The following is a 16,276-nucleotide window of genomic DNA, read 5'->3' as shown; positions in this document are numbered from 1 at the left end:
CTTTGCAACATGAGTCTTCCGATGACCGCCATGATCGACATCGCCGACGCTTCCAAGACCTTTACGATGCACCTGCAAGGTGGCATCGAACTGCCCGTCGTGCGCGGCGTGACCTTTCAGGTCCCGCCGGGCGAGTGCGTCGTGCTGTCGGGGCCGTCAGGCGCCGGAAAATCGTCGATCCTGAAGATGATCTTCGGCAATTATCGCTGCGACTCCGGCCGCATCGGCATCCGCCATCGCGGCGATGTGATGGATCTTGCCACCGCCGAGCCGCGGCAAGTGCTCAACGTCCGGCGTTCCACAATCGGCTATGTCAGCCAGTTTTTGCGGGCGGTGCCGCGGGTTGCTACCATCGACGTCGTCGCCGAGCCGCTGATCGCCGGCGGCATGACCCGCGCGGATGCGCAGGCGCGTGCCGGTGAGCTGTTGCATCGTCTCAACATCCCCGAGCGACTCTGGCAGCTTCCGCCCGCGACCTTCTCCGGTGGCGAGCAGCAGCGCGTCAACATTGCGCGCGGCTTTATTTCGGATCTGCCGATCCTGCTGCTGGACGAGCCGACCGCCTCGCTCGACGCCGCCAACCGCGCCGTCGTGGTCGCGCTGGTCGCCGAGAAGAAACGTAGTGGCGTCGCCATGGTCGCCATTGTCCATGACGACGAAATCCGCCATTTGATTGCCGACCGCATCGTCGACGTCACCAGTTTTGCCGCCGCGGCCTGAAGGACAAGGGACATGAAGCCGAAGGAATCAATCATCGCCAACGCCAGGATCGTGCTGGCTGACAGGGTGATCGAACAGGGCTGGCTTGCTCTTGCCGATGGACGCATTGCCGGGATCGGCGAGGGCAGGGCCCCCGCGGGCGCAGAGGACGCCGGCGGCGATCTCGTGATGCCCGGCTTGATCGAACTCCACACCGATCATCTCGAAGCGCATTACGTGCCGCGCCCCAAAGTGTTCTGGAATCCGGTCGCGGCCGTCATCTCCTATGACGGCCAGCTCGCGACCTCAGGCATCACCACTGTGTTCGACTCGCTCCGGGTCTGGCGCGAGGACGGCGCCGAGGAGGTCGATGGCCGCGCTGGCGTGCTTGCCGCCGCGATCACGACCGCGCGCGATGGCAATCTGCTGCGCGCCGACCACTTTCTGCATCTGCGCTGCGAAATCCCGATGCCGAGCGTGGTGGAAGAGGCCAAGGAGCTGATCGACCGGCCCGACGTCAAGCTGATGTCGCTGATGGACCATACCCCCGGCCAGCGCCAGTTCCGCGACGAGGTCAAGCTGCGCGACTATTATCGTGGCAAGGGCGGCGGCATGACGGATGCCGAGCTCGACGAACTGTTCACAAGGCGCTTCGACTATCAGAAGAGATATGCTGCGGCCAACATGCGCGAGATCGTGGCGCTGGCGCATGAGTACAAGATCCCCTTGGCGAGCCATGACGACACCACGGAGGAGAACGTCGCCGATGCCGTGCGCGACGGCGTCGCAGTGGCGGAATTCCCGACCACGCTCGAGGCCGCGCGCGGCCTGCACCAGGCCGGGATTGACATTTTGATGGGCGCGCCGAACGTGGTGCGCGGCGGCTCGCATTCCGGCAACATCGCCGCGATCGATCTCGCCCGCGAAGGCCTGCTCGACATCCTGTCGTCGGACTACATTCCGTCGAGCCTCTTGATGGGCGCACTGCAATTGCCCGAGCATGCGCCGTCGATCAGCCTGCCGGCCGCGGTTCGGACCGTGACCAAGGCGCCCGCCGATGCGGTCGGCCTCACCGATCGTGGCGAGATCGCAATCGGCAAGCGCGCCGACCTGATCCGGGTGCATGTTGCCGGCAGTGTTCCCGTGGTGCGCAGCGTCTGGCGCGAAGGGGGCCGCGTCGCATGAGCGAGGTCGCGGCCATGGCGCAGGGTAAGGCGGGTGCGATTGGTCCCGGCCGCCTCGTGCTCGTGGTCGGGCCGAGCGGCGCCGGCAAGGACACGCTGCTGCGGTTGGCGCAGGCGGCCTGTGCCGACGACCACGACATTGTCTTCCCGCGCCGCGTCGTGACGCGTGCATCGTCCGCTGACGAGGATAATGTCGCAGTGAGCCCCGACGAATTCACCCGCGCCCGCGAGCGCGGCGATTTTGCCGTGCACTGGAACGCGCATGGCCATTCCTATGCGCTGCAGCTGGAAATCAACGACGACATCCGCGCCGGGCGCGTCGTCGTCGTCAACGTCTCGCGCACCGTAATCGCCGCCTTGCGCCAGGCCTATGCCAATGTCATCGTGGTCGCGATCACGGCGCCGCCGGACGTGTTGGCGCAGCGGCTCGCCGCGCGGGCGCGGAACAGCGATGGCAATATCGCCAACCGGCTCGCGCGCAACGTTGACGACGCCTCGGCCAGTGCCGATGTCACGATCCTCAACGCCGGCAGCGCGGAGGATCACAGCCGCCAGCTCGTGGGCGTGATCAGGAACGAAGGCTGGCACGATTAGCCCGCACAACAAGGAGACTGGAATGTCGGTGATAGAGACGGTCGAACAGCTGGAAGCCATCTACGGCACCACCAACGACGCCTCGACTGTGAAAGTTGCCGATCACGTCACCCCGCTCTACCGTGTCTTCATCGAGAAGGCGCCTTTTGCGGCACTCGCCACCATCGGGCCTGAGGGCATCGATTGCTCGCCGCGCGGCGATCTGCCCGGATTCGTCCGTATCCACGATCCCAAGACGCTGATGCTGCCGGATCGCCGCGGCAACAACCGGGTCGACTCCTTGCGCAACATCGTGCGTGACTCTCGCGTGTCGCTGATGTTCCTGATCCCTGGCTCCGGTAACGCCGTCCGCGCCAACGGCCGGGCGCATCTCTCTGTTGATCCCGAGCTGCTTGAATCGTTCAAGGTCGAAGGCAAGGCGCCCCGCAGCGTCATGGTGATAAACGTGGAAGAGATCTATTTCCAATGCGCCCGCGCCATCGTCCGCTCCGACCTCTGGAATCCCGACAAGCGCGTCGATCCGAAGATGTTGCCGACGCCGGGGCAGATTCTGGCGGAGATGAGCCAGAACAAGGTCGGCGGCGCGGAGTATGACCGCATCTGGCCGGAGCGAGCGGCTGCGACGATGTGGTAGTTGTTTCTTCCGTCCCCCCTTGTGGGAGAGGGTGGCTCGCCGCGAAGCGGCGAGACGGGTGAGGGGGCTCTTCTCACGAAAGGCGTTGCGTGTGGAACGAACCCCTCATCCGGCGCTTCGCGCCACCTTCTTCCGCAAGGGGAGAAGGAAGAACGGCACCTCTATCCCATCAATTAAACGCCATCCCTCCACTCAACGCGATCGTCTGCCCGGTCATATACGCATTGTCCACCAGCAGCATCACTGCTTTTGCCACCTCGTCCGCCGTGCCGAAGCGGCCGAGTGGGATGCGGCTGATGAGTTGCGGCTGGCCGATCATCATGTCGGTCTCGATCAGCGACGGCGCCACGGCATTGACGGTGATGCCTTCCTTCACCAGCCGTGCGGCATAGCCACGCGTGAGGCCCTCCATGCCGGCCTTGGAGGCATTGTAGTGCGGACCGATCGAGCCGGCGCCGCGCGCGGCACCCGAGGAGATGTTGACGATGCGGCCCCATTTTCGCGCGCGCATCGATGGCAGCACGGCCTGGGTGCACAGGAACACGGATTTCAGATTGACCAGAATGGTACGGTCGAAATCATCCTCGGTGAGATCGTCGACGCCGCGGGTGATGGCGATGCCGGCATTGTTGACGAGAATGTCGATGGGCCCGAGCCCCGCCGTGACGCGCGCGACCATATCGGCCACGGCGTCCCGCTGAGAAACATCGGCGGCAGCGACGATGGTGTGTCGGCCCTGCCGCGCGATCTCGTCGGCCAGCTTATCGGCCTGACCGATCTGCTCGCGGCAGTTGATCGCCACGGCTGCGCCTGAGGCGGCGAGGGCGCGACAGACGGCCGCGCCAATTCCGCGCGAGCCACCGGTGACAAGCGCCACGCGCCCTTGCAGATCATTTGCCATCTCCGGGCCTCCCGTTGTTCTTCTTTATGGTCGCGCGAAGCGTATCACGCCGGTCGATGGGCGGTGTTGAATTGGTCGCGAGATGAATCCGCCTGCCGGTGCGCGCACGTGGAGAAGTGCCCCAGCGCGCCCGTCGCAAATATGGATAGCCATTTCATTGATGGCCTGCTTCGTCGAGCGTGCGCCGTGCTTGCCCTTCCTGATCTTGTCGATCTCGTCCTTGACGAATTCGCCGGCTTGCGTGCTGGCCGATTTACCGGCGCGCTTGTCCTGCAACGCGCCGACGCGACAATTGATCCTATCAGCCCTTCAAGGCGGCGAGCAGTTCGTCCGGCCGCTCGGCCATGATCATGTGGCCGGCGCCCGGCACCACGACGGTCTTGGCGTGCGGGATCGCAGCCGCAAGCGCCTTGCCGGCTTTCGCGGGGGTCATCATGTCCCGCTCGCCAAGGATCAGGGTTGTCGGCACCTTCACGCTCGCAGCAGCAGCAAGCGCATTCGCATAGGCATTGCAGGCCGACAAATCCCTGAACAGCACGCCCGGCTCGCAAGCCTGCAGCACCGCCTGCGCGCCGCCATGCATCCAAAGGCCGGGAGCGAGGCTGCCGCCGAGCTCGGCGTTGAAGCCGAGGCCCCAGATCGAGACCATGTCGTTGGCATCCTGCGAATTGGCTTCGGCGGCCTTCAGCAGATCCGGCCCGACCGTCATGGTCGCCGCCGTGCCGATCAGGCTCAGCGCCGAGACTTTGTCGGGGTGGCGCGCCGCGGTCTCCAGCGAGATCAGCGATCCCATGGAATGACCAATGAGATGGGCCTTCGTTGCGCCCGCCGCTTCGAGCAGCGCTGCGGTCCAGTCCGCCATCTCGGAGATGCTTCCGAGCGAGGGGCCGGCCGAGCGGCCGTGGCCGGGCAGGTCAGGCGCCAGCACGCCAAAACCGTGATGGGCGAACCAGCGCGTATGCAGCGCCCAGGTCGAATGATCGAAGCCCGCACCATGGAGGAAGACGACCGTTGGCAGGGATTTGTTGAATTCGCGGCCGCCGGTTGCGGCAAAGACCTCGGCGCCGTTGACTGAAAGCTTCATGATGTCAGACCTTCTGCGAGATGCGTAGCGCCTGCGCGAGATCGTCGATGATGTCGCTGGCCGTCTCGATGCCGACCGAGAGCCGCACCAGCTCCTCGCCGATGCCGGCGGCGTTGAGCTGCTCGGCATCCATCTGCTGATGCGTCGTCGAGGCCGGGTGGATCACCAGCGTCTTGGCGTCGCCGACATTGGCGAGATGGCTGATCATGCGCAGCTGCTCGATGAATTTCCGACCGGCGGCCCGGCCGCCCTTGATGCCGAAGGAGATGATCGAGCCCGCACCACGCGGCAGCAGCGTCTTCGCAGGCTGATAGTCGGGGTGATTTTCCAGCGAGGGATGCAGCACCCAGTCGACGGCCTTGTTGGACTTCAGCGCCTCCAGCACCAGATGCGTGTTCTGCATGTGCCGGTCCATGCGCACGCCCAGCGTCTCGACGCCCTGCAGCAGCTGAAACGCGTTGGTCGGCGAAAGGCAGGCGCCGAAATCTCGCAGACCTTCGGTGCGCGCGCGCATGATGAAGGCCGCGGTGCCGAACTGCTCGTCGAAGACGATGCCGTGGTAGCCGCCATAGGGCTCGGTCAGCACGCCGAACTTGCCGGAGCCGCGCCAGTCGAACCGGCCGCCATCGACGATGGCGCCGCCGATCGCGATGCCGTGGCCGCCGATCCATTTGGTCGCCGAATGCATGACGATGTCCGCGCCCAGCTCGATCGGGCGGCTGAGATAGGGCGTCGCAAACGTATTGTCGATCAGCAGCGGAATCTTGGCCTCGTGCGCGATCGCAGCGACCTTGGGGATGTCGAGCACTTCCAGCCCCGGGTTGCCGATGGTTTCGCCGATCACAAGTTTTGTGTTCGGCTTGATCGCGGCGCGGAACGCATCGAGATCGCGCGGCTTGACGAAGGTGGTCGTGATGCCGAAGCGCGGCAGCGTGTGTGCCAGCAGATTGATGGTGCCGCCATAGAGCGAGCTCGACGCCACGATGTGGTCGCCGGCGTTCAGCAGCGTCGCGATGGCCAGATGCAATGCGGCCATGCCGCTGGCAGTGCAGATCGCGCCGACGCCGCCTTCCAGCGCCGCAAGCCGCTCCTCCAGCACGCCCGTGGTGGGGTTGGAGATGCGCGTGTAGATGTGGCCGGCGCGCTCCAGATTGAACAGCGCCGCGGCGTGGTCGGAATCCTGGAACACGTAGGACGTGGTCTGGTAGATCGGCACCGCGCGGGCGCCGGTCGCGGGATCCGGATGCTGGCCCGCATGCAGGCTCAGGGTCTCGAAGGCGGGCGGTTTTGGCGCGGGCATGCGTGGCCTCGTTGGTCGGTCGCGGAGGCGGCCCTTGTGCCACAAAAACGAGCGGCACGTCAGCCCATTGACAGCGCCGCGTGAGTTCACGCACTCGCGCGAATGGCCTGCTCGATCACGCGCGTCTCGCGCAACAAGATCTCCGCAACCTCCTGCTCGCGGCGCGGGCCAAGCCTCGTTCGAACGGCGGAGACGGTCATTGCAGCGGCGGGGCGGCCGTCCGGGGTCTTGATCCATGTCGAGATCGATTTGGTGCCCTGGATGAGACCGATCTCCCTCATGCCGTATCCCAGCCGTCTGGCTGCGGCGATTTCGCCGAGCACCGTCGCGACGTCGGTCCGGTAGGCTTCGAACCGCGCCTCATTCGCCGTGACAATTTTGCGCGCGTCCTGCGCCGGCAGCGCGGCGAGGATGGCGACGCCGGCGCTGGAGACACCGAGCGGTCGGCGCGCGCCGACCTCGATCGATAGCACCTGGATCGGATAGGCGCCGATCCTGCGATCGACGCACAGCGTGTCGTTGCCGGTCCGCACCGTCAGGAACAGCGTGTCGCCGATCTCGGCGGAGGCGCGGCGCAGCGAAGGACACGCGGCGACCAAAAGCGGCGAGGGGCGGGGACGTGCCAGCGCCAGCTCCGGCACCTGGTTGCCGATCGCGTAACGGCCGGTCTTGTCGTGCCGTTCGACAATGCTTTCCTCGATCAGTACGTGGACGATCCGATGCACGGTCGGCCGCGTCAGGCCGGTGGCCCGCACGACCTCGGCCAACGGCACACCGTCCTCGCGCCCGGCGGCAAGAATACGCAGCACCGACAGCGCGCGCCGGATCGCCTGCGCGCCTTGTCGCGGCTCCGTGGCGCGCGTGGAACTTCTGGGGGATGTTCTGTCCATAATATGGACAAGAACGCCACAATTCGCTCGACAGGTAAAGGGTGCATCTGAAGATGGCGCTTTCGTCAGGGATGCCGTGCGCGATGTCACGGCGCCCGAGCCGGAGTTGGAGACGCTGGGAGGTTGGGATGAGATCGCTCTGGATAGCGGTAGCCGCAGTGGCCGCGATGCTGACGGGGCCCGCCTCTGGCCAGCAATGGCCGGCGCGCAGCGTCAAGCTGATCGTGCCCTATCCGGCCGGCGGCAACGTCGACAGCGCCGCGCGCATCATTGCCGACAAGCTGCAGGAAAAGCTCGGCCAGTCCTTCATCATCGAGAACAAGGCCGGCGCCGGCGGCATGATCGCGGGCGAGGCCTTCGCGAAATCAGCGCCTGATGGTTACACGCTGTTCGTCGGCGCCAACGGCCCCGTGTTGTTCGCCCCCGAAATCAACAAGCGCGACGCCTATGTCTGGAAGAAGGACTTCCTGCCGATCTCCACCATCTCGATGACGCCGCTGGTGCTCGAGGTGCATCCGTCGGTGCAGGTCACGACCTTCAAGGAGTTCATCGATCTCGCCAAGCGCGAGCCCGGCAAGCTCACCATGGCCTCGCCCGGCCCCGGCACCACCAACCATCTGCTCAGCGAGCTGATGCAGTCGAGCCTCGATCTGCAATGGGTCACCGCGCATTACCGCGGCAATGCGCCAGCGATCAACGATCTGCTCGGCGGCCAGGTGCAGTTCGCGTTCGACCAGCTCACGGTCAGCCTCCAGCACATCAAGGCCGGCTTGTTCCGCGCGCTTGCCGTCACCAGTCCGCACCGGCTGAAGTCGCTGCCTGACGTGCCGACCTTCACTGAACTCGGTTACAAGGACTTTGACGCCCAGACCTTCACCGGCCTGTTCGCGCCGGCGGGCACGCCGGCCCCTGTTGTCGACAAGCTGCAGGAGACGCTGACCGCGATCCTCAGGGATCCCGGCGTGATCGACAAGTTCGACAAGTTAGGAGCGGACGCCACGGCGATGACGCCTGACGAGTTCAAAGCCTATCTCGAGCGCGAGGATGCCAAATGGATTCCGATCGTGCGCAAGGCCAACATCAAGGCTGAGTGATGCGGATCGATCCCACCGAGCTTGGCGCGGAACGTATCTACCGGCTGATGACCGGCATCGTGGTGCCGCGCCCGATCGCCTGGGTGACCAGCCTGTCGCGGTCAGGCGTGCTCAATCTCGCGCCGTTCAGCGCCTTCACCTTCGTCTCGCAGAAGCCGCCGATGCTCGCCATCAGCGTCGGCCGCAAGGGCGCCGATTACAAGGACACAGCGCACAACATCCTCGACACCGAGGAATATGTCATCCACATCGCCGATATGCCGCTGATGTCGGCGGTGCACGACAGCTCCGTCGAGCATCCGCCTGAAATCAGCGAGGTCGAGCATCTTGGCCTCGAGACGCTGGATTGCGAGCGCGTCAGGGTGCGCCGGCTCGCGGCCGCGCCCGTCGCGATGGAGTGCCGCCTCTGCCAGTGCCTCGAATTCGGCGACGCCCGCAGCCGCCTGATCGTCGGCGAGGTCGTCATGTTCCACATCCGCGACGGCCTCGTGAATGACGGCAAGGTCGAGACCAAGGCGCTCGATCCGATCGCCCGCATCGGCGGTCCCCGCTATGCCCGCCTTGGCGAGATCGTGACGCTGAACACCGTGTTCCAGACGCCAAAATCAAGAGACTGAGCGCGCCAGCCGCTCGCCGGCCAAGTCGTCTCGAGATCATTGGAGGAAATGATAATGCGACTCCTGAGCTATCTCCTGGGCGGAGAGCCGCGCTACGGCGCAGCCGTTGCAGGCGGTGTGGTCGATCTGAGCAAACGGATCGGTCGCGACCATCCCGACGTCAAGGCACTGATTGCCGCCAACGCGCTCGCCGATGCGCAGAGGGCGGTCACCGGCCAGAAGCCGGACTACCCGCTGGAAAACCTCGCCCTGCTGCCGCCGGTGCTGGCGCCGGAAAAGCTCTGGTGCATCGGCGTCAACTACGCCGAGCGCAACGCGGAATATAAGGACAATTCGGACCTGCCCAAATATCCGAGCCTGTTCGTGCGCAACATGTCGTCGATGACGGGTTCCGGCCAGCCGTTAGAGAAGCCGCACGTATCAGATCAGCTCGACTACGAGGGCGAGCTCGTCATCGTGATCGGTCAGGGCGGTCGCCATATCAGCCGCGAAAACGCATGGTCGTACATCTTCGGCATGACGCTGTGCAACGAAGGCACGATCCGCGACTGGCTGCGCCACGGCAAGTTCAACGTCACGCAAGGCAAGAATTTCGACCGCTCCGGCAGCATCGGTCCCTGGATCGTCACGGCGGACGAGCTCGACCCGCGTGGACCCCACGACATCATCACGCGCGTCAACGGCGAGGTGCGGCAGCAGGACACGACCGAGCGGCTGATGTTCCCGTTCGATTTCCTGATCTCCTATCTTTCGACCTTCGCGACGCTGAAGTCAGGGGACATGATCGTGACGGGCACGCCAACGGGAGCAGGCGCCCGCTTCGATCCGCCGCGCTGGCTCAAGGTCGGCGACGTCGTCGAGGTCGAATCCAGCCGCATCGGCGTGCTGCGTAACACCGTGGCTGCGGAGCAGTAGACCATGCTGGATCCTGCGACGATCGAGCGCAAAGGGCGACACCTTTCATACCGACTACGGCGCTTTCGGCTCCGTGTCGTGCCAGTTCGTCTGAACCAACAATAAGAGGAAACGCAGAATGACGAGCCACTCGCGGCGCAGGAGCATTCATATCGGCGGCTTCAAGCACGCCAACCCGATTCCGAACGCCTGCCGTATCGGCAATCTCATGATGTCGGGCGTCATTCTCGGCCGTGACGCGGCCGGCGTAATGCCCGAGAGCCTGGATGCGCAATGCGCCAACATGTTCGCGCATATGAAGGCGACGGTAGAGGCCGCCGGTGGCACCACCGACGACATCATCAAGATGACGGTGTGGCTGAAGGATCGCACGCAGCGCGGCCCCGTCAACGTCGAATGGCTGAAAATGTTTCCGGACGAGCATTCGCGGCCGGCGCGGCACGCGCTGCCGATGGACGTCATGGACGGCGGCGCGCTGGTGCAGTGCGACTTCACCGCCGTGATCGACTGAAGGAGTTTTGCGCATGCCGACCTATCTGCCGTTCGACCCGAACCCACGCCGCCCGAGCAAGGCGCCGCCGCCAAAGACCATCGACAGCCAGTTTCACGTGCTCGGTCCCGTGGACAAATATCCGGAGCGTCCGGGGGCGGCCTACCGGATGCCATCAGCGACCTGGGAAGCTGCGCTGCGCATGCACAGAGCGCTCGGCATCGAGCGCGGCATCATCGTGCAGACCACGACTTACGGCGCCGACCATTCCGTCGTGCTCGACGGTCTCGCCGCGATGGGTCCGAACTATCGCGGTTGCGCCAACGCGCTGGTGTTTGCGGAAGCGAACGATGCCTATCTCGCCAAGCTACATGACGCGGGCGTGCGCGGCGCCCGCTTCAGCTTCCGCCAGGAGCTCGGCGCCGTGCTGTCGGACGCCGATTTCGCCCGCGCGATCGCGCGCATTCGCGAGCTCGGTTGGTATGTGAAGATCCAGCCGGAGAAGGACGGCATTGTCTCCAGCGTGGCGAAATACGAAAATCTCGACGTGCCCGTGCTGATCGACCACATGGCGCGGCCGCTGCCCTCGAATGGCAAGGACGATCCCAACCTGCGCAAGATGCTGGAGCTCCTCAAGAAGGGCAATTTCTGGGTCATGCTCTCGCTCGGCGAGAAGACCTCGCAGACCGGTGCTCCTTACGACGACGTGATCCCGATCGCGCGCGCCTATATCGAGGCAGCGGTCGATCGCTGCGTCTGGGCCAGCGACTGGCCGCATCCGGTCTCCGTCAAGCAACCGCCGAACGATGCGGATCTGCTCGAACTGATGTATCGCTACGCGCCGGATCAGACCGAACTCGAGAAGATTCTCGTGCACAATCCGGCGAAGCTGTTCGGCTATGCGGACTAGAGCGATCGAGGCTCGTCGTGATGACCGGTGTGTTCCCTCCCCGAGGGACCGCATCTTTATCGTCGCGTCAACCGGGGCCGATCACACCGTCCGTCCCGCCAGCCGGTCGCGTACCTCGGCCGCGATCTCGAACGAGCGCAGCCGCGCGGCGTGGTCGTAGATCTGGCCCGTGGTCATCAGCTCGTCCGCCGCGGTGTCGGCGATCAGCGCCTTCAGCTTCTCCTCGACCAATGCGGGCGAGCCGACGGCGGAAATCGCCAGCGACTGCGCGACGCCGGCTTTCTCGGCCGGCGACCACAGCGTATCCATGTCGTCGACCGGCGGCGGCAGCTGGCCGGGCGTGCCGCGGCGTAAGTTGATGAATTGCTGCTGCAGCGAGCTGAACAAGCGCTGCGCCTCGGCATCGCTGTCGGCGGCAAACACATTGACGGCGACCATGGCATAGGGCTTTTCCAACTGCGCCGAGGGCTCGAACCGGGCGCGGTATTCGCGCAGCGCCGGCATCAGCATCTGCGGCGCGAAATGCGAGGCAAACGCAAAGGGCAGGCCGAGCATCGCCGCGAGTTGCGCGCCGAACATGCTCGAGCCGAGAATCCAGAGCGGCACCTTTGTCCCCATCCCCGGCACGGCGCGGATGGCCTGGTTCGGTTGCACATCGCCGAGCAGCGCCTGCAGTTCCAGCACGTCATGCGGAAAGTTTTCGGCCGCCGTCGCAAGGTCGCGCCGCATCGCCCGCGCGGTGAGTTGGTCGGTGCCCGGCGCGCGTCCGAGCCCAAGATCGATCCGGCCGGGATAGAGCGACTCCAGCGTGCCGAACTGCTCGGCGATGACAAGCGGCGAATGGTTCGGCAGCATCACGCCGCCGGACCCGACGCGGATCGACTTGGTGCCGCCTGCGACATGGGCGATCACCACGGAGGTTGCGGCACTGGCAATCCCCATCATGTTGTGATGCTCGGCGAGCCAGAACCGCTTGAAGCCCCACCGTTCCGCATGCCTGGCAAGATCGAGCGAGTTACGAAAAGCCTGCGCGGCGTCGGCGCCCTGCTTGATGGGCGCGAGGTCGAGCACGGAGAAGGGGATCATGGGCGGCACCGGATGAAGGCGCGGGAGGCGCGCCGGGGCCCCAGATGTGGGGACCGTCCCCAAGGATTCCAGCCCCCGCTACCGCATGACTGTCACGCCAGCAGGCGGCGTGCGTTCGCGAGTGTCTGCGAAGGGAGCTCTCCAATCATGTCGTGATAGAGCTTTGAGAAATCGCCCATGTGCCAGAAGCCGTGCGCGTAGGCACTGGCCTTGATCGTCAGCCCGGGCGTGCCGTTCCGCAATTGCCGCCGCACGGCCCAGAGCCGGTTGAGCTGGCTGTAGCGGAGCGGGCTGGTGCCGCAGACGGCGTGAACCGCGTTTTGCATCGTTCGCGCTGAAATGCCGATCTCTTTGGCGAGAGTGTCACAGTAGATGTTGGTGGTCTGGTTCGACGTCACGACACGCTCGATCTGGTCCACGATCGTCTTGTAGCGTGAGCGTGTGTTGCTCCGGTCCACGTGCCCGGCAGACATGGCCTCCTGGAATGCCGAGAACAAAGCCGTCTCGATCGTTTCCGGTGCGCCCTCCGCGCGGATGGCTTCCGGATGCGCGGCGGCGGTCTCGAGGATGCCCCGAACGTGCATTCGCAGCCGGTCCAATGCCAGCTCCGGTAATCGCAGCAAAAGGTGGCCGTCGTCCAAAGCTAACCAGTTCTCCGCGAGCGCATCCCGTTTGATCGACAGGATGGCAACAAGGCGTGCTTCCGGTTCGTAGACCGTGCAGTTGGCGTCGCCCTTAAAGACGATCAGCGACCGGCCGACATCCTTGCCATTGACACGGGTCGAGCCGATCTCGTCCATCGGAACGACGATGACGAGCCGCCCGGCAAAATCGTACCCCTTGATGATGCGCGGAAAGGTTCGTACCAGCGACAGGGTGCTGGCGTGCAGGGCGAGACTGGCGCGCAGGACCGAGAATTGTCCGCTCCTGAGAGGGACGCTCTCCGCACGGGCATACCGCTCGCTCACGCGAAACTGGTCGATGTCCGCGTAACGCACCAGCTCCAGGGATGTCGAGGATTGAAGATTTCTGAAAAGCATCGGATTCGAAACAATGATATGAGATGCGTCATACTACCATCGGTATCGCTCGGGAAGAAGGAATATTTGCCGTAGCCCGGTCGAGTCTCCGTAGAATCGCGGAGCACACGCTCGTCTCGCCCTATCGAAATTCGGCAGCGCGTGAAACGCGCCGGTAACGGGACGATGGATCGGACCACGGCGCGATGTTGCGCGTTCGGATTTGCTGAAGAAGAACTTACGGAATTTCGATACGGAAGTTTGTTGCCGCGTTGGATGACTTCCAACATACTAAACGCGAAAACTCCAAAGACTGGGACGAGGGCACGCTGATGTCGAATGTTGCGGCATTCCCGGCGCAATCGAGCGCGTCCGCCTCAAAGGCGGTGCATCGGCTGAACGAGATCTGGACGTCCGTCGAGACCTTCACGCGGCAGGTCGAGTATGATCGGGTGACGCCAGTCGACATGCTGCGGATCCTCAGGATCTTCAACACGGCGAACAGCTGCATTCGCATCGTCTTGTCGGACTTCAAGGATGATCCCGCGATCGATCAGCTCGTCAGCTATTCTTGCGGGATCACCGGGATGATCGAACAGGCCCGACAAAAGGTCGCCGGCCTGATCGACGGAAGCCGGGAGCGGGTCCCAATTCCCAAACCCTTTCCAGCCGGGCGCCTCGGCGACTGAACTCTGCCGCTCCGAGCCTGCGATCGGCGCGAGTTGTCCGACGAGGCTGCCGCCTTCACAACCCTGTTATTGCGACCCATGGCGCCCTTCGTCTCAACTGGGCGTTTCGCGCCTAATGTTGTACCCTCGGCTGCGCCACCGTCGCCAGGAGGACACACATGACCCTTGTCGTACTCAATCGCCGCAACCTCCTCATTGCCGGCGGTACCGTCCTCGCATCGGGCGTCTTGGCAGCGGGAACGTCAGGCCTCCTGCTGCCTGCCCGCGCGGAAGGTCTCGCGCCGACGGAATCGATGACCGGCGGTGCCAACAACTACCGCAAGGGCGCGCCGATCGTGGAGCGGATCGGCAAGGGCGGCTTCGTGATGAGCGGCACCGTACGCCGCGCCGGCGACGGCGCGCCGCTGGCCGGGCAGCGCATCCAGATCTGGGCGCACACGGTCGAAGGGCAGGAGCACGAGCCGCAGAGCCATGGCGCCACGCTCACCGACAAGGACGGCGCCTTCCGGCTCGAGATGCCGCAGATCATTCCGATCTTCGGCCAGCCGCATGGCCACCTCGCCTATGACAGCGGTGAGTTCAAGACCGTCTTCCTGCGGCCGATCATGCGGAGCGCAAAGGACACCAGCCTCGAGGCGCATTTCGTGCTTCAACCGGCCTGATCGCGTCGCAAATGAAGGGGTCGAGATCCCTGATCTGGGCGGCCCTTGGCTTGGCCCTTGGCGTGCCGATCGCGCTCGCCGCGACGAGCGAGCAGCTTGCATGGCGCGGCCCGGTCTACATCCTCGCCGGCTTCGCCGGCATCATCGCCCTCGGTCTGGTGCTGGTTCAGCCCCTGCTGATCGGCGGGTATCTGCCGGGCCCGTCGGCTTATCGCGCAAGGTGCGCTCATTATTGGATCGGCGGCGGGCTCGCCCTGGCCGTGGTGATCCACGTCGCTGGCCTCTGGTTCACCAGCCCGCCCGACATGATCGACGCATTGACCTTCTCGTCGCCGACACCGTTCTCCCCCTTTGGCGTGATCGCCATGTGGGCGATCTTCGCGGTGGCGCTTCTGGCAGGCTTGCGCCGACGGCTGGGCCTGCGGCTGCGCACCTGGCGCATCGTCCATATCCCGCTCGCGATCGTCATCGTCATGTGCGGCGTGGTCCATTGCCTGCTGATCGAGGGAACGATGGAGACCATCTCGAAGGCGGCGCTATGTGCGCTTGTCGTCGCCGCAACAGTCAAGGTCATGGTCGACCTCTGGCGAAAGCGGGCGCTGCGCGGCGAGAGCGCATAGGGCAGAAGGCGTAGGTTGAACCAAGGCGGAACCCCATGCGTCTGCTTCTGCATTTGCTGGTCGGGCTGCTCAGCGCCTTCTGCGTGATTGCTGCAAGTGTATTCAGTCGCGAGGTGATGCCGCCTGTTTTCTCGATCGTCTGGACTCCGGCCATGTGGCTGGTTCGTCTGTCGGACGTACTTTGCCCACCGCAAGGTGTAAGATGCTTTCCGGGGTCGGTCAGCCAGGGCTCACATCACCTGTGGTTTGGGCTCTGCCTTCTTGGCTTTTGGTGGATTGTCATGTCATTCTTAACATGGCTACTCTTTCGCTTGCGCCGTTCGTCTCCGCCCGAAGTCCTTCCGGGCAGTGGGCTGGGTGAATCGCGATGACCGTCAGCTCCCCCGATCTGCAAGCATTCCTGCTCGCGACGCCGTTCTTCGGCGGCCTCTCGGACGCGAGTCTCGACTTGCTGATTTCGATGCTGGTCGAGTGCCGCTTCGATGCCGGCGCAACCGTGGTGGCGGAGGGCGAGCCGGGACGCTCGATGTTCATCGTCAAATCCGGCCGGCTCGCGGTCAGCAAGCGCAGGGATTCAGGGACCGCCGTCCCGATCTCCGCTCTGGAGCGTGGTGATTTCTTCGGCGAGATGACGCTGATCGAAATGCAAAACCGCTCCGCCACCGTGGTTGCGGAGAGCGAGACCGTCCTCTACGAGCTGACCGCGCAAAAGCTCTACGCCTGCTACAAGGCCGACATCCACGCCTATGTGATCGTCCTGCAGAACATCAATCGCGAGCTGTGCCGGCGGCTAAGGCGCGCCGATAATCGCATTACGGGACATCAGGCGGGCGACGACATCTGACGGGGGCGCCGGTTCGCGGCTGCGGCTATAGCAGCGCCAACGAG

20 protein-coding genes are annotated in these 16,276 nt (G+C 64.6%); 13 read left to right on the top strand and 7 right to left on the bottom strand.

All coding sequences use genetic code 11. The features are described 5' to 3' along the window. The first annotated feature begins 21 nt into the window (after window positions 1-21). The 4 genes from phnL to L6639_RS05595 are packed head-to-tail and all read left to right on the top strand — an operon-like array spanning window position 22 to window position 3,111. Complete coding sequence (phnL, locus tag L6639_RS05610; RefSeq protein WP_237859624.1) at window positions 22-720, top strand: phosphonate C-P lyase system protein PhnL; 699 nt, start codon at window positions 22-24, stop codon at window positions 718-720. 12 nt (window positions 721-732) lie between these two features. After that, the gene (locus L6639_RS05605) at window positions 733-1,884 is read left to right on the top strand and encodes an alpha-D-ribose 1-methylphosphonate 5-triphosphate diphosphatase (protein ID WP_237859622.1); all 1,152 of its coding nucleotides are present in this window, start codon (window positions 733-735) and stop codon (window positions 1,882-1,884) included. After that, window positions 1,881-2,477 carry a phosphonate metabolism protein/1,5-bisphosphokinase (PRPP-forming) PhnN gene (phnN, locus tag L6639_RS05600; protein WP_237859619.1) on the top strand — a complete coding sequence of 199 codons (597 nt, stop codon included), beginning with the start codon at window positions 1,881-1,883 and terminating at the stop codon, window positions 2,475-2,477. The genes L6639_RS05605 and phnN overlap by 4 nt, the downstream gene beginning before the upstream one ends. Window positions 2,478-2,499: 22 nt before the next feature. After that, window positions 2,500-3,111 (top strand): pyridoxamine 5'-phosphate oxidase family protein, encoded by a 612-nt coding sequence (locus L6639_RS05595; protein WP_237859617.1) that lies wholly within the window; start codon window positions 2,500-2,502, stop codon window positions 3,109-3,111. A 169-nt stretch (window positions 3,112-3,280) separates the two neighbouring features. Here the strand turns inward: L6639_RS05595 and L6639_RS05590 are convergent, their stop codons facing one another. The 5 genes from L6639_RS05590 to L6639_RS05570 all read right to left on the bottom strand — a co-directional run bounded on the left by L6639_RS05590 (window position 3,281) and on the right by L6639_RS05570 (window position 7,286). Further along, window positions 3,281-4,012 carry an SDR family NAD(P)-dependent oxidoreductase gene (locus L6639_RS05590; RefSeq protein WP_237859614.1) on the bottom strand — a complete coding sequence of 244 codons (732 nt, stop codon included), beginning with the start codon at window positions 4,010-4,012 and terminating at the stop codon, window positions 3,281-3,283. A gap of 24 nt (window positions 4,013-4,036) precedes the next feature. Further along, on the bottom strand, window positions 4,037-4,288 hold the full coding sequence (locus tag L6639_RS05585) for a hypothetical protein (RefSeq protein WP_237859612.1): 252 nt from the start codon (window positions 4,286-4,288) through the stop codon (window positions 4,037-4,039). Between the two features lie 25 nt (window positions 4,289-4,313). After that, window positions 4,314-5,096, bottom strand: coding sequence for an alpha/beta fold hydrolase (locus L6639_RS05580; protein ID WP_237859610.1), 783 nt, complete (start codon window positions 5,094-5,096; stop codon window positions 4,314-4,316). 4 nt (window positions 5,097-5,100) lie between these two features. Then, a complete protein-coding gene (locus L6639_RS05575) occupies window positions 5,101-6,396 on the bottom strand; it encodes an O-acetylhomoserine aminocarboxypropyltransferase (protein ID WP_237859608.1) in 1,296 nt (431 codons plus the stop codon). A gap of 86 nt (window positions 6,397-6,482) precedes the next feature. Next, on the bottom strand, window positions 6,483-7,286 hold the full coding sequence (locus L6639_RS05570; RefSeq protein ID WP_237859606.1) for an IclR family transcriptional regulator: 804 nt from the start codon (window positions 7,284-7,286) through the stop codon (window positions 6,483-6,485). Between the two features lie 128 nt (window positions 7,287-7,414). Between L6639_RS05570 and L6639_RS05565 the strand changes: the two genes are divergently transcribed. The 5 genes from L6639_RS05565 to L6639_RS05545 all read left to right on the top strand — a co-directional run bounded on the left by L6639_RS05565 (window position 7,415) and on the right by L6639_RS05545 (window position 11,312). Continuing rightward, on the top strand, window positions 7,415-8,380 hold the full coding sequence (locus L6639_RS05565) for a Bug family tripartite tricarboxylate transporter substrate binding protein (RefSeq protein ID WP_237859605.1): 966 nt from the start codon (window positions 7,415-7,417) through the stop codon (window positions 8,378-8,380). Beyond that, window positions 8,380-8,997, top strand: coding sequence for a flavin reductase family protein (locus tag L6639_RS05560; protein WP_237859603.1), 618 nt, complete (start codon window positions 8,380-8,382; stop codon window positions 8,995-8,997). The genes L6639_RS05565 and L6639_RS05560 overlap by 1 nt, the downstream gene beginning before the upstream one ends. 54 nt (window positions 8,998-9,051) lie before the next feature. Next, window positions 9,052-9,912: a fumarylacetoacetate hydrolase family protein gene (locus L6639_RS05555; RefSeq protein WP_237859601.1), complete on the top strand. Its 861-nt coding sequence runs from the start codon at window positions 9,052-9,054 to the stop codon at window positions 9,910-9,912. Window positions 9,913-10,030: 118 nt separating this feature from the next. Further along, window positions 10,031-10,423 carry a RidA family protein gene (locus tag L6639_RS05550; RefSeq protein ID WP_237859600.1) on the top strand — a complete coding sequence of 131 codons (393 nt, stop codon included), beginning with the start codon at window positions 10,031-10,033 and terminating at the stop codon, window positions 10,421-10,423. Window positions 10,424-10,436: 13 nt separating this feature from the next. Next, complete coding sequence (locus L6639_RS05545) at window positions 10,437-11,312, top strand: amidohydrolase family protein (RefSeq protein ID WP_237859597.1); 876 nt, start codon at window positions 10,437-10,439, stop codon at window positions 11,310-11,312. Between the two features lie 81 nt (window positions 11,313-11,393). On the opposite strand, the gene L6639_RS05540 is transcribed toward L6639_RS05545, so the two are convergent. Both L6639_RS05540 and L6639_RS43235 read right to left on the bottom strand, forming a co-directional pair. Further along, complete coding sequence (locus L6639_RS05540) at window positions 11,394-12,398, bottom strand: LLM class flavin-dependent oxidoreductase (RefSeq protein ID WP_237859593.1); 1,005 nt, start codon at window positions 12,396-12,398, stop codon at window positions 11,394-11,396. A 92-nt stretch (window positions 12,399-12,490) separates the two neighbouring features. Continuing rightward, complete coding sequence (locus tag L6639_RS43235) at window positions 12,491-13,396, bottom strand: AraC family transcriptional regulator (RefSeq protein WP_237859591.1); 906 nt, start codon at window positions 13,394-13,396, stop codon at window positions 12,491-12,493. Window positions 13,397-13,749: 353 nt separating this feature from the next. Here L6639_RS43235 and L6639_RS05530 point away from each other — a divergent pair, with 353 nt between their 5' ends. The 4 genes from L6639_RS05530 to L6639_RS05515 all read left to right on the top strand — a co-directional run bounded on the left by L6639_RS05530 (window position 13,750) and on the right by L6639_RS05515 (window position 16,232). Then, on the top strand, window positions 13,750-14,106 hold the full coding sequence (locus L6639_RS05530; protein ID WP_237859590.1) for a hypothetical protein: 357 nt from the start codon (window positions 13,750-13,752) through the stop codon (window positions 14,104-14,106). Window positions 14,107-14,264: 158 nt separating this feature from the next. Beyond that, entirely contained in the window at window positions 14,265-14,768 is a 504-nt protein-coding gene (locus L6639_RS05525) for a peptidase associated/transthyretin-like domain-containing protein (protein WP_237859588.1), read from the top strand. 11 nt (window positions 14,769-14,779) lie between these two features. Further along, window positions 14,780-15,388 carry a ferric reductase-like transmembrane domain-containing protein gene (locus L6639_RS05520; RefSeq protein ID WP_237859586.1) on the top strand — a complete coding sequence of 203 codons (609 nt, stop codon included), beginning with the start codon at window positions 14,780-14,782 and terminating at the stop codon, window positions 15,386-15,388. 367 nt (window positions 15,389-15,755) lie between these two features. Continuing rightward, window positions 15,756-16,232: a Crp/Fnr family transcriptional regulator gene (locus L6639_RS05515; protein ID WP_237859584.1), complete on the top strand. Its 477-nt coding sequence runs from the start codon at window positions 15,756-15,758 to the stop codon at window positions 16,230-16,232. Window positions 16,233-16,276: the final 44 nt, after the last annotated feature.

The organism is Bradyrhizobium zhengyangense, from assembly GCF_022012555.1.
Lineage (GTDB): Bacteria > Pseudomonadota > Alphaproteobacteria > Rhizobiales > Xanthobacteraceae > Bradyrhizobium > Bradyrhizobium zhengyangense.
This window is presented reverse-complemented; position numbering and strand designations above follow the sequence as displayed.

Coding starts and splice junctions, on each gene's coding strand:
- phnL (WP_237859624.1), top strand. CDS start 22: ATGACCGCCATGATCGACATCGCCGACGCTTCCAAGACCTTTACGATG.
- L6639_RS05605 (WP_237859622.1), top strand. CDS start 733: ATGAAGCCGAAGGAATCAATCATCGCCAACGCCAGGATCGTGCTGGCT.
- phnN (WP_237859619.1), top strand. CDS start 1,881: ATGAGCGAGGTCGCGGCCATGGCGCAGGGTAAGGCGGGTGCGATTGGT.
- L6639_RS05595 (WP_237859617.1), top strand. CDS start 2,500: ATGTCGGTGATAGAGACGGTCGAACAGCTGGAAGCCATCTACGGCACC.
- L6639_RS05590 (WP_237859614.1), bottom strand. CDS start 4,012: ATGGCAAATGATCTGCAAGGGCGCGTGGCGCTTGTCACCGGTGGCTCG.
- L6639_RS05580 (WP_237859610.1), bottom strand. CDS start 5,096: ATGAAGCTTTCAGTCAACGGCGCCGAGGTCTTTGCCGCAACCGGCGGC.
- L6639_RS05575 (WP_237859608.1), bottom strand. CDS start 6,396: ATGCCCGCGCCAAAACCGCCCGCCTTCGAGACCCTGAGCCTGCATGCG.
- L6639_RS05570 (WP_237859606.1), bottom strand. CDS start 7,286: ATGGACAGAACATCCCCCAGAAGTTCCACGCGCGCCACGGAGCCGCGA.
- L6639_RS05565 (WP_237859605.1), top strand. CDS start 7,415: ATGAGATCGCTCTGGATAGCGGTAGCCGCAGTGGCCGCGATGCTGACG.
- L6639_RS05560 (WP_237859603.1), top strand. CDS start 8,380: ATGCGGATCGATCCCACCGAGCTTGGCGCGGAACGTATCTACCGGCTG.
- L6639_RS05555 (WP_237859601.1), top strand. CDS start 9,052: ATGCGACTCCTGAGCTATCTCCTGGGCGGAGAGCCGCGCTACGGCGCA.
- L6639_RS05550 (WP_237859600.1), top strand. CDS start 10,031: ATGACGAGCCACTCGCGGCGCAGGAGCATTCATATCGGCGGCTTCAAG.
- L6639_RS05545 (WP_237859597.1), top strand. CDS start 10,437: ATGCCGACCTATCTGCCGTTCGACCCGAACCCACGCCGCCCGAGCAAG.
- L6639_RS05540 (WP_237859593.1), bottom strand. CDS start 12,398: ATGATCCCCTTCTCCGTGCTCGACCTCGCGCCCATCAAGCAGGGCGCC.
- L6639_RS05530 (WP_237859590.1), top strand. CDS start 13,750: ATGTCGAATGTTGCGGCATTCCCGGCGCAATCGAGCGCGTCCGCCTCA.
- L6639_RS05525 (WP_237859588.1), top strand. CDS start 14,265: ATGACCCTTGTCGTACTCAATCGCCGCAACCTCCTCATTGCCGGCGGT.
- L6639_RS05520 (WP_237859586.1), top strand. CDS start 14,780: ATGAAGGGGTCGAGATCCCTGATCTGGGCGGCCCTTGGCTTGGCCCTT.
- L6639_RS05515 (WP_237859584.1), top strand. CDS start 15,756: ATGACCGTCAGCTCCCCCGATCTGCAAGCATTCCTGCTCGCGACGCCG.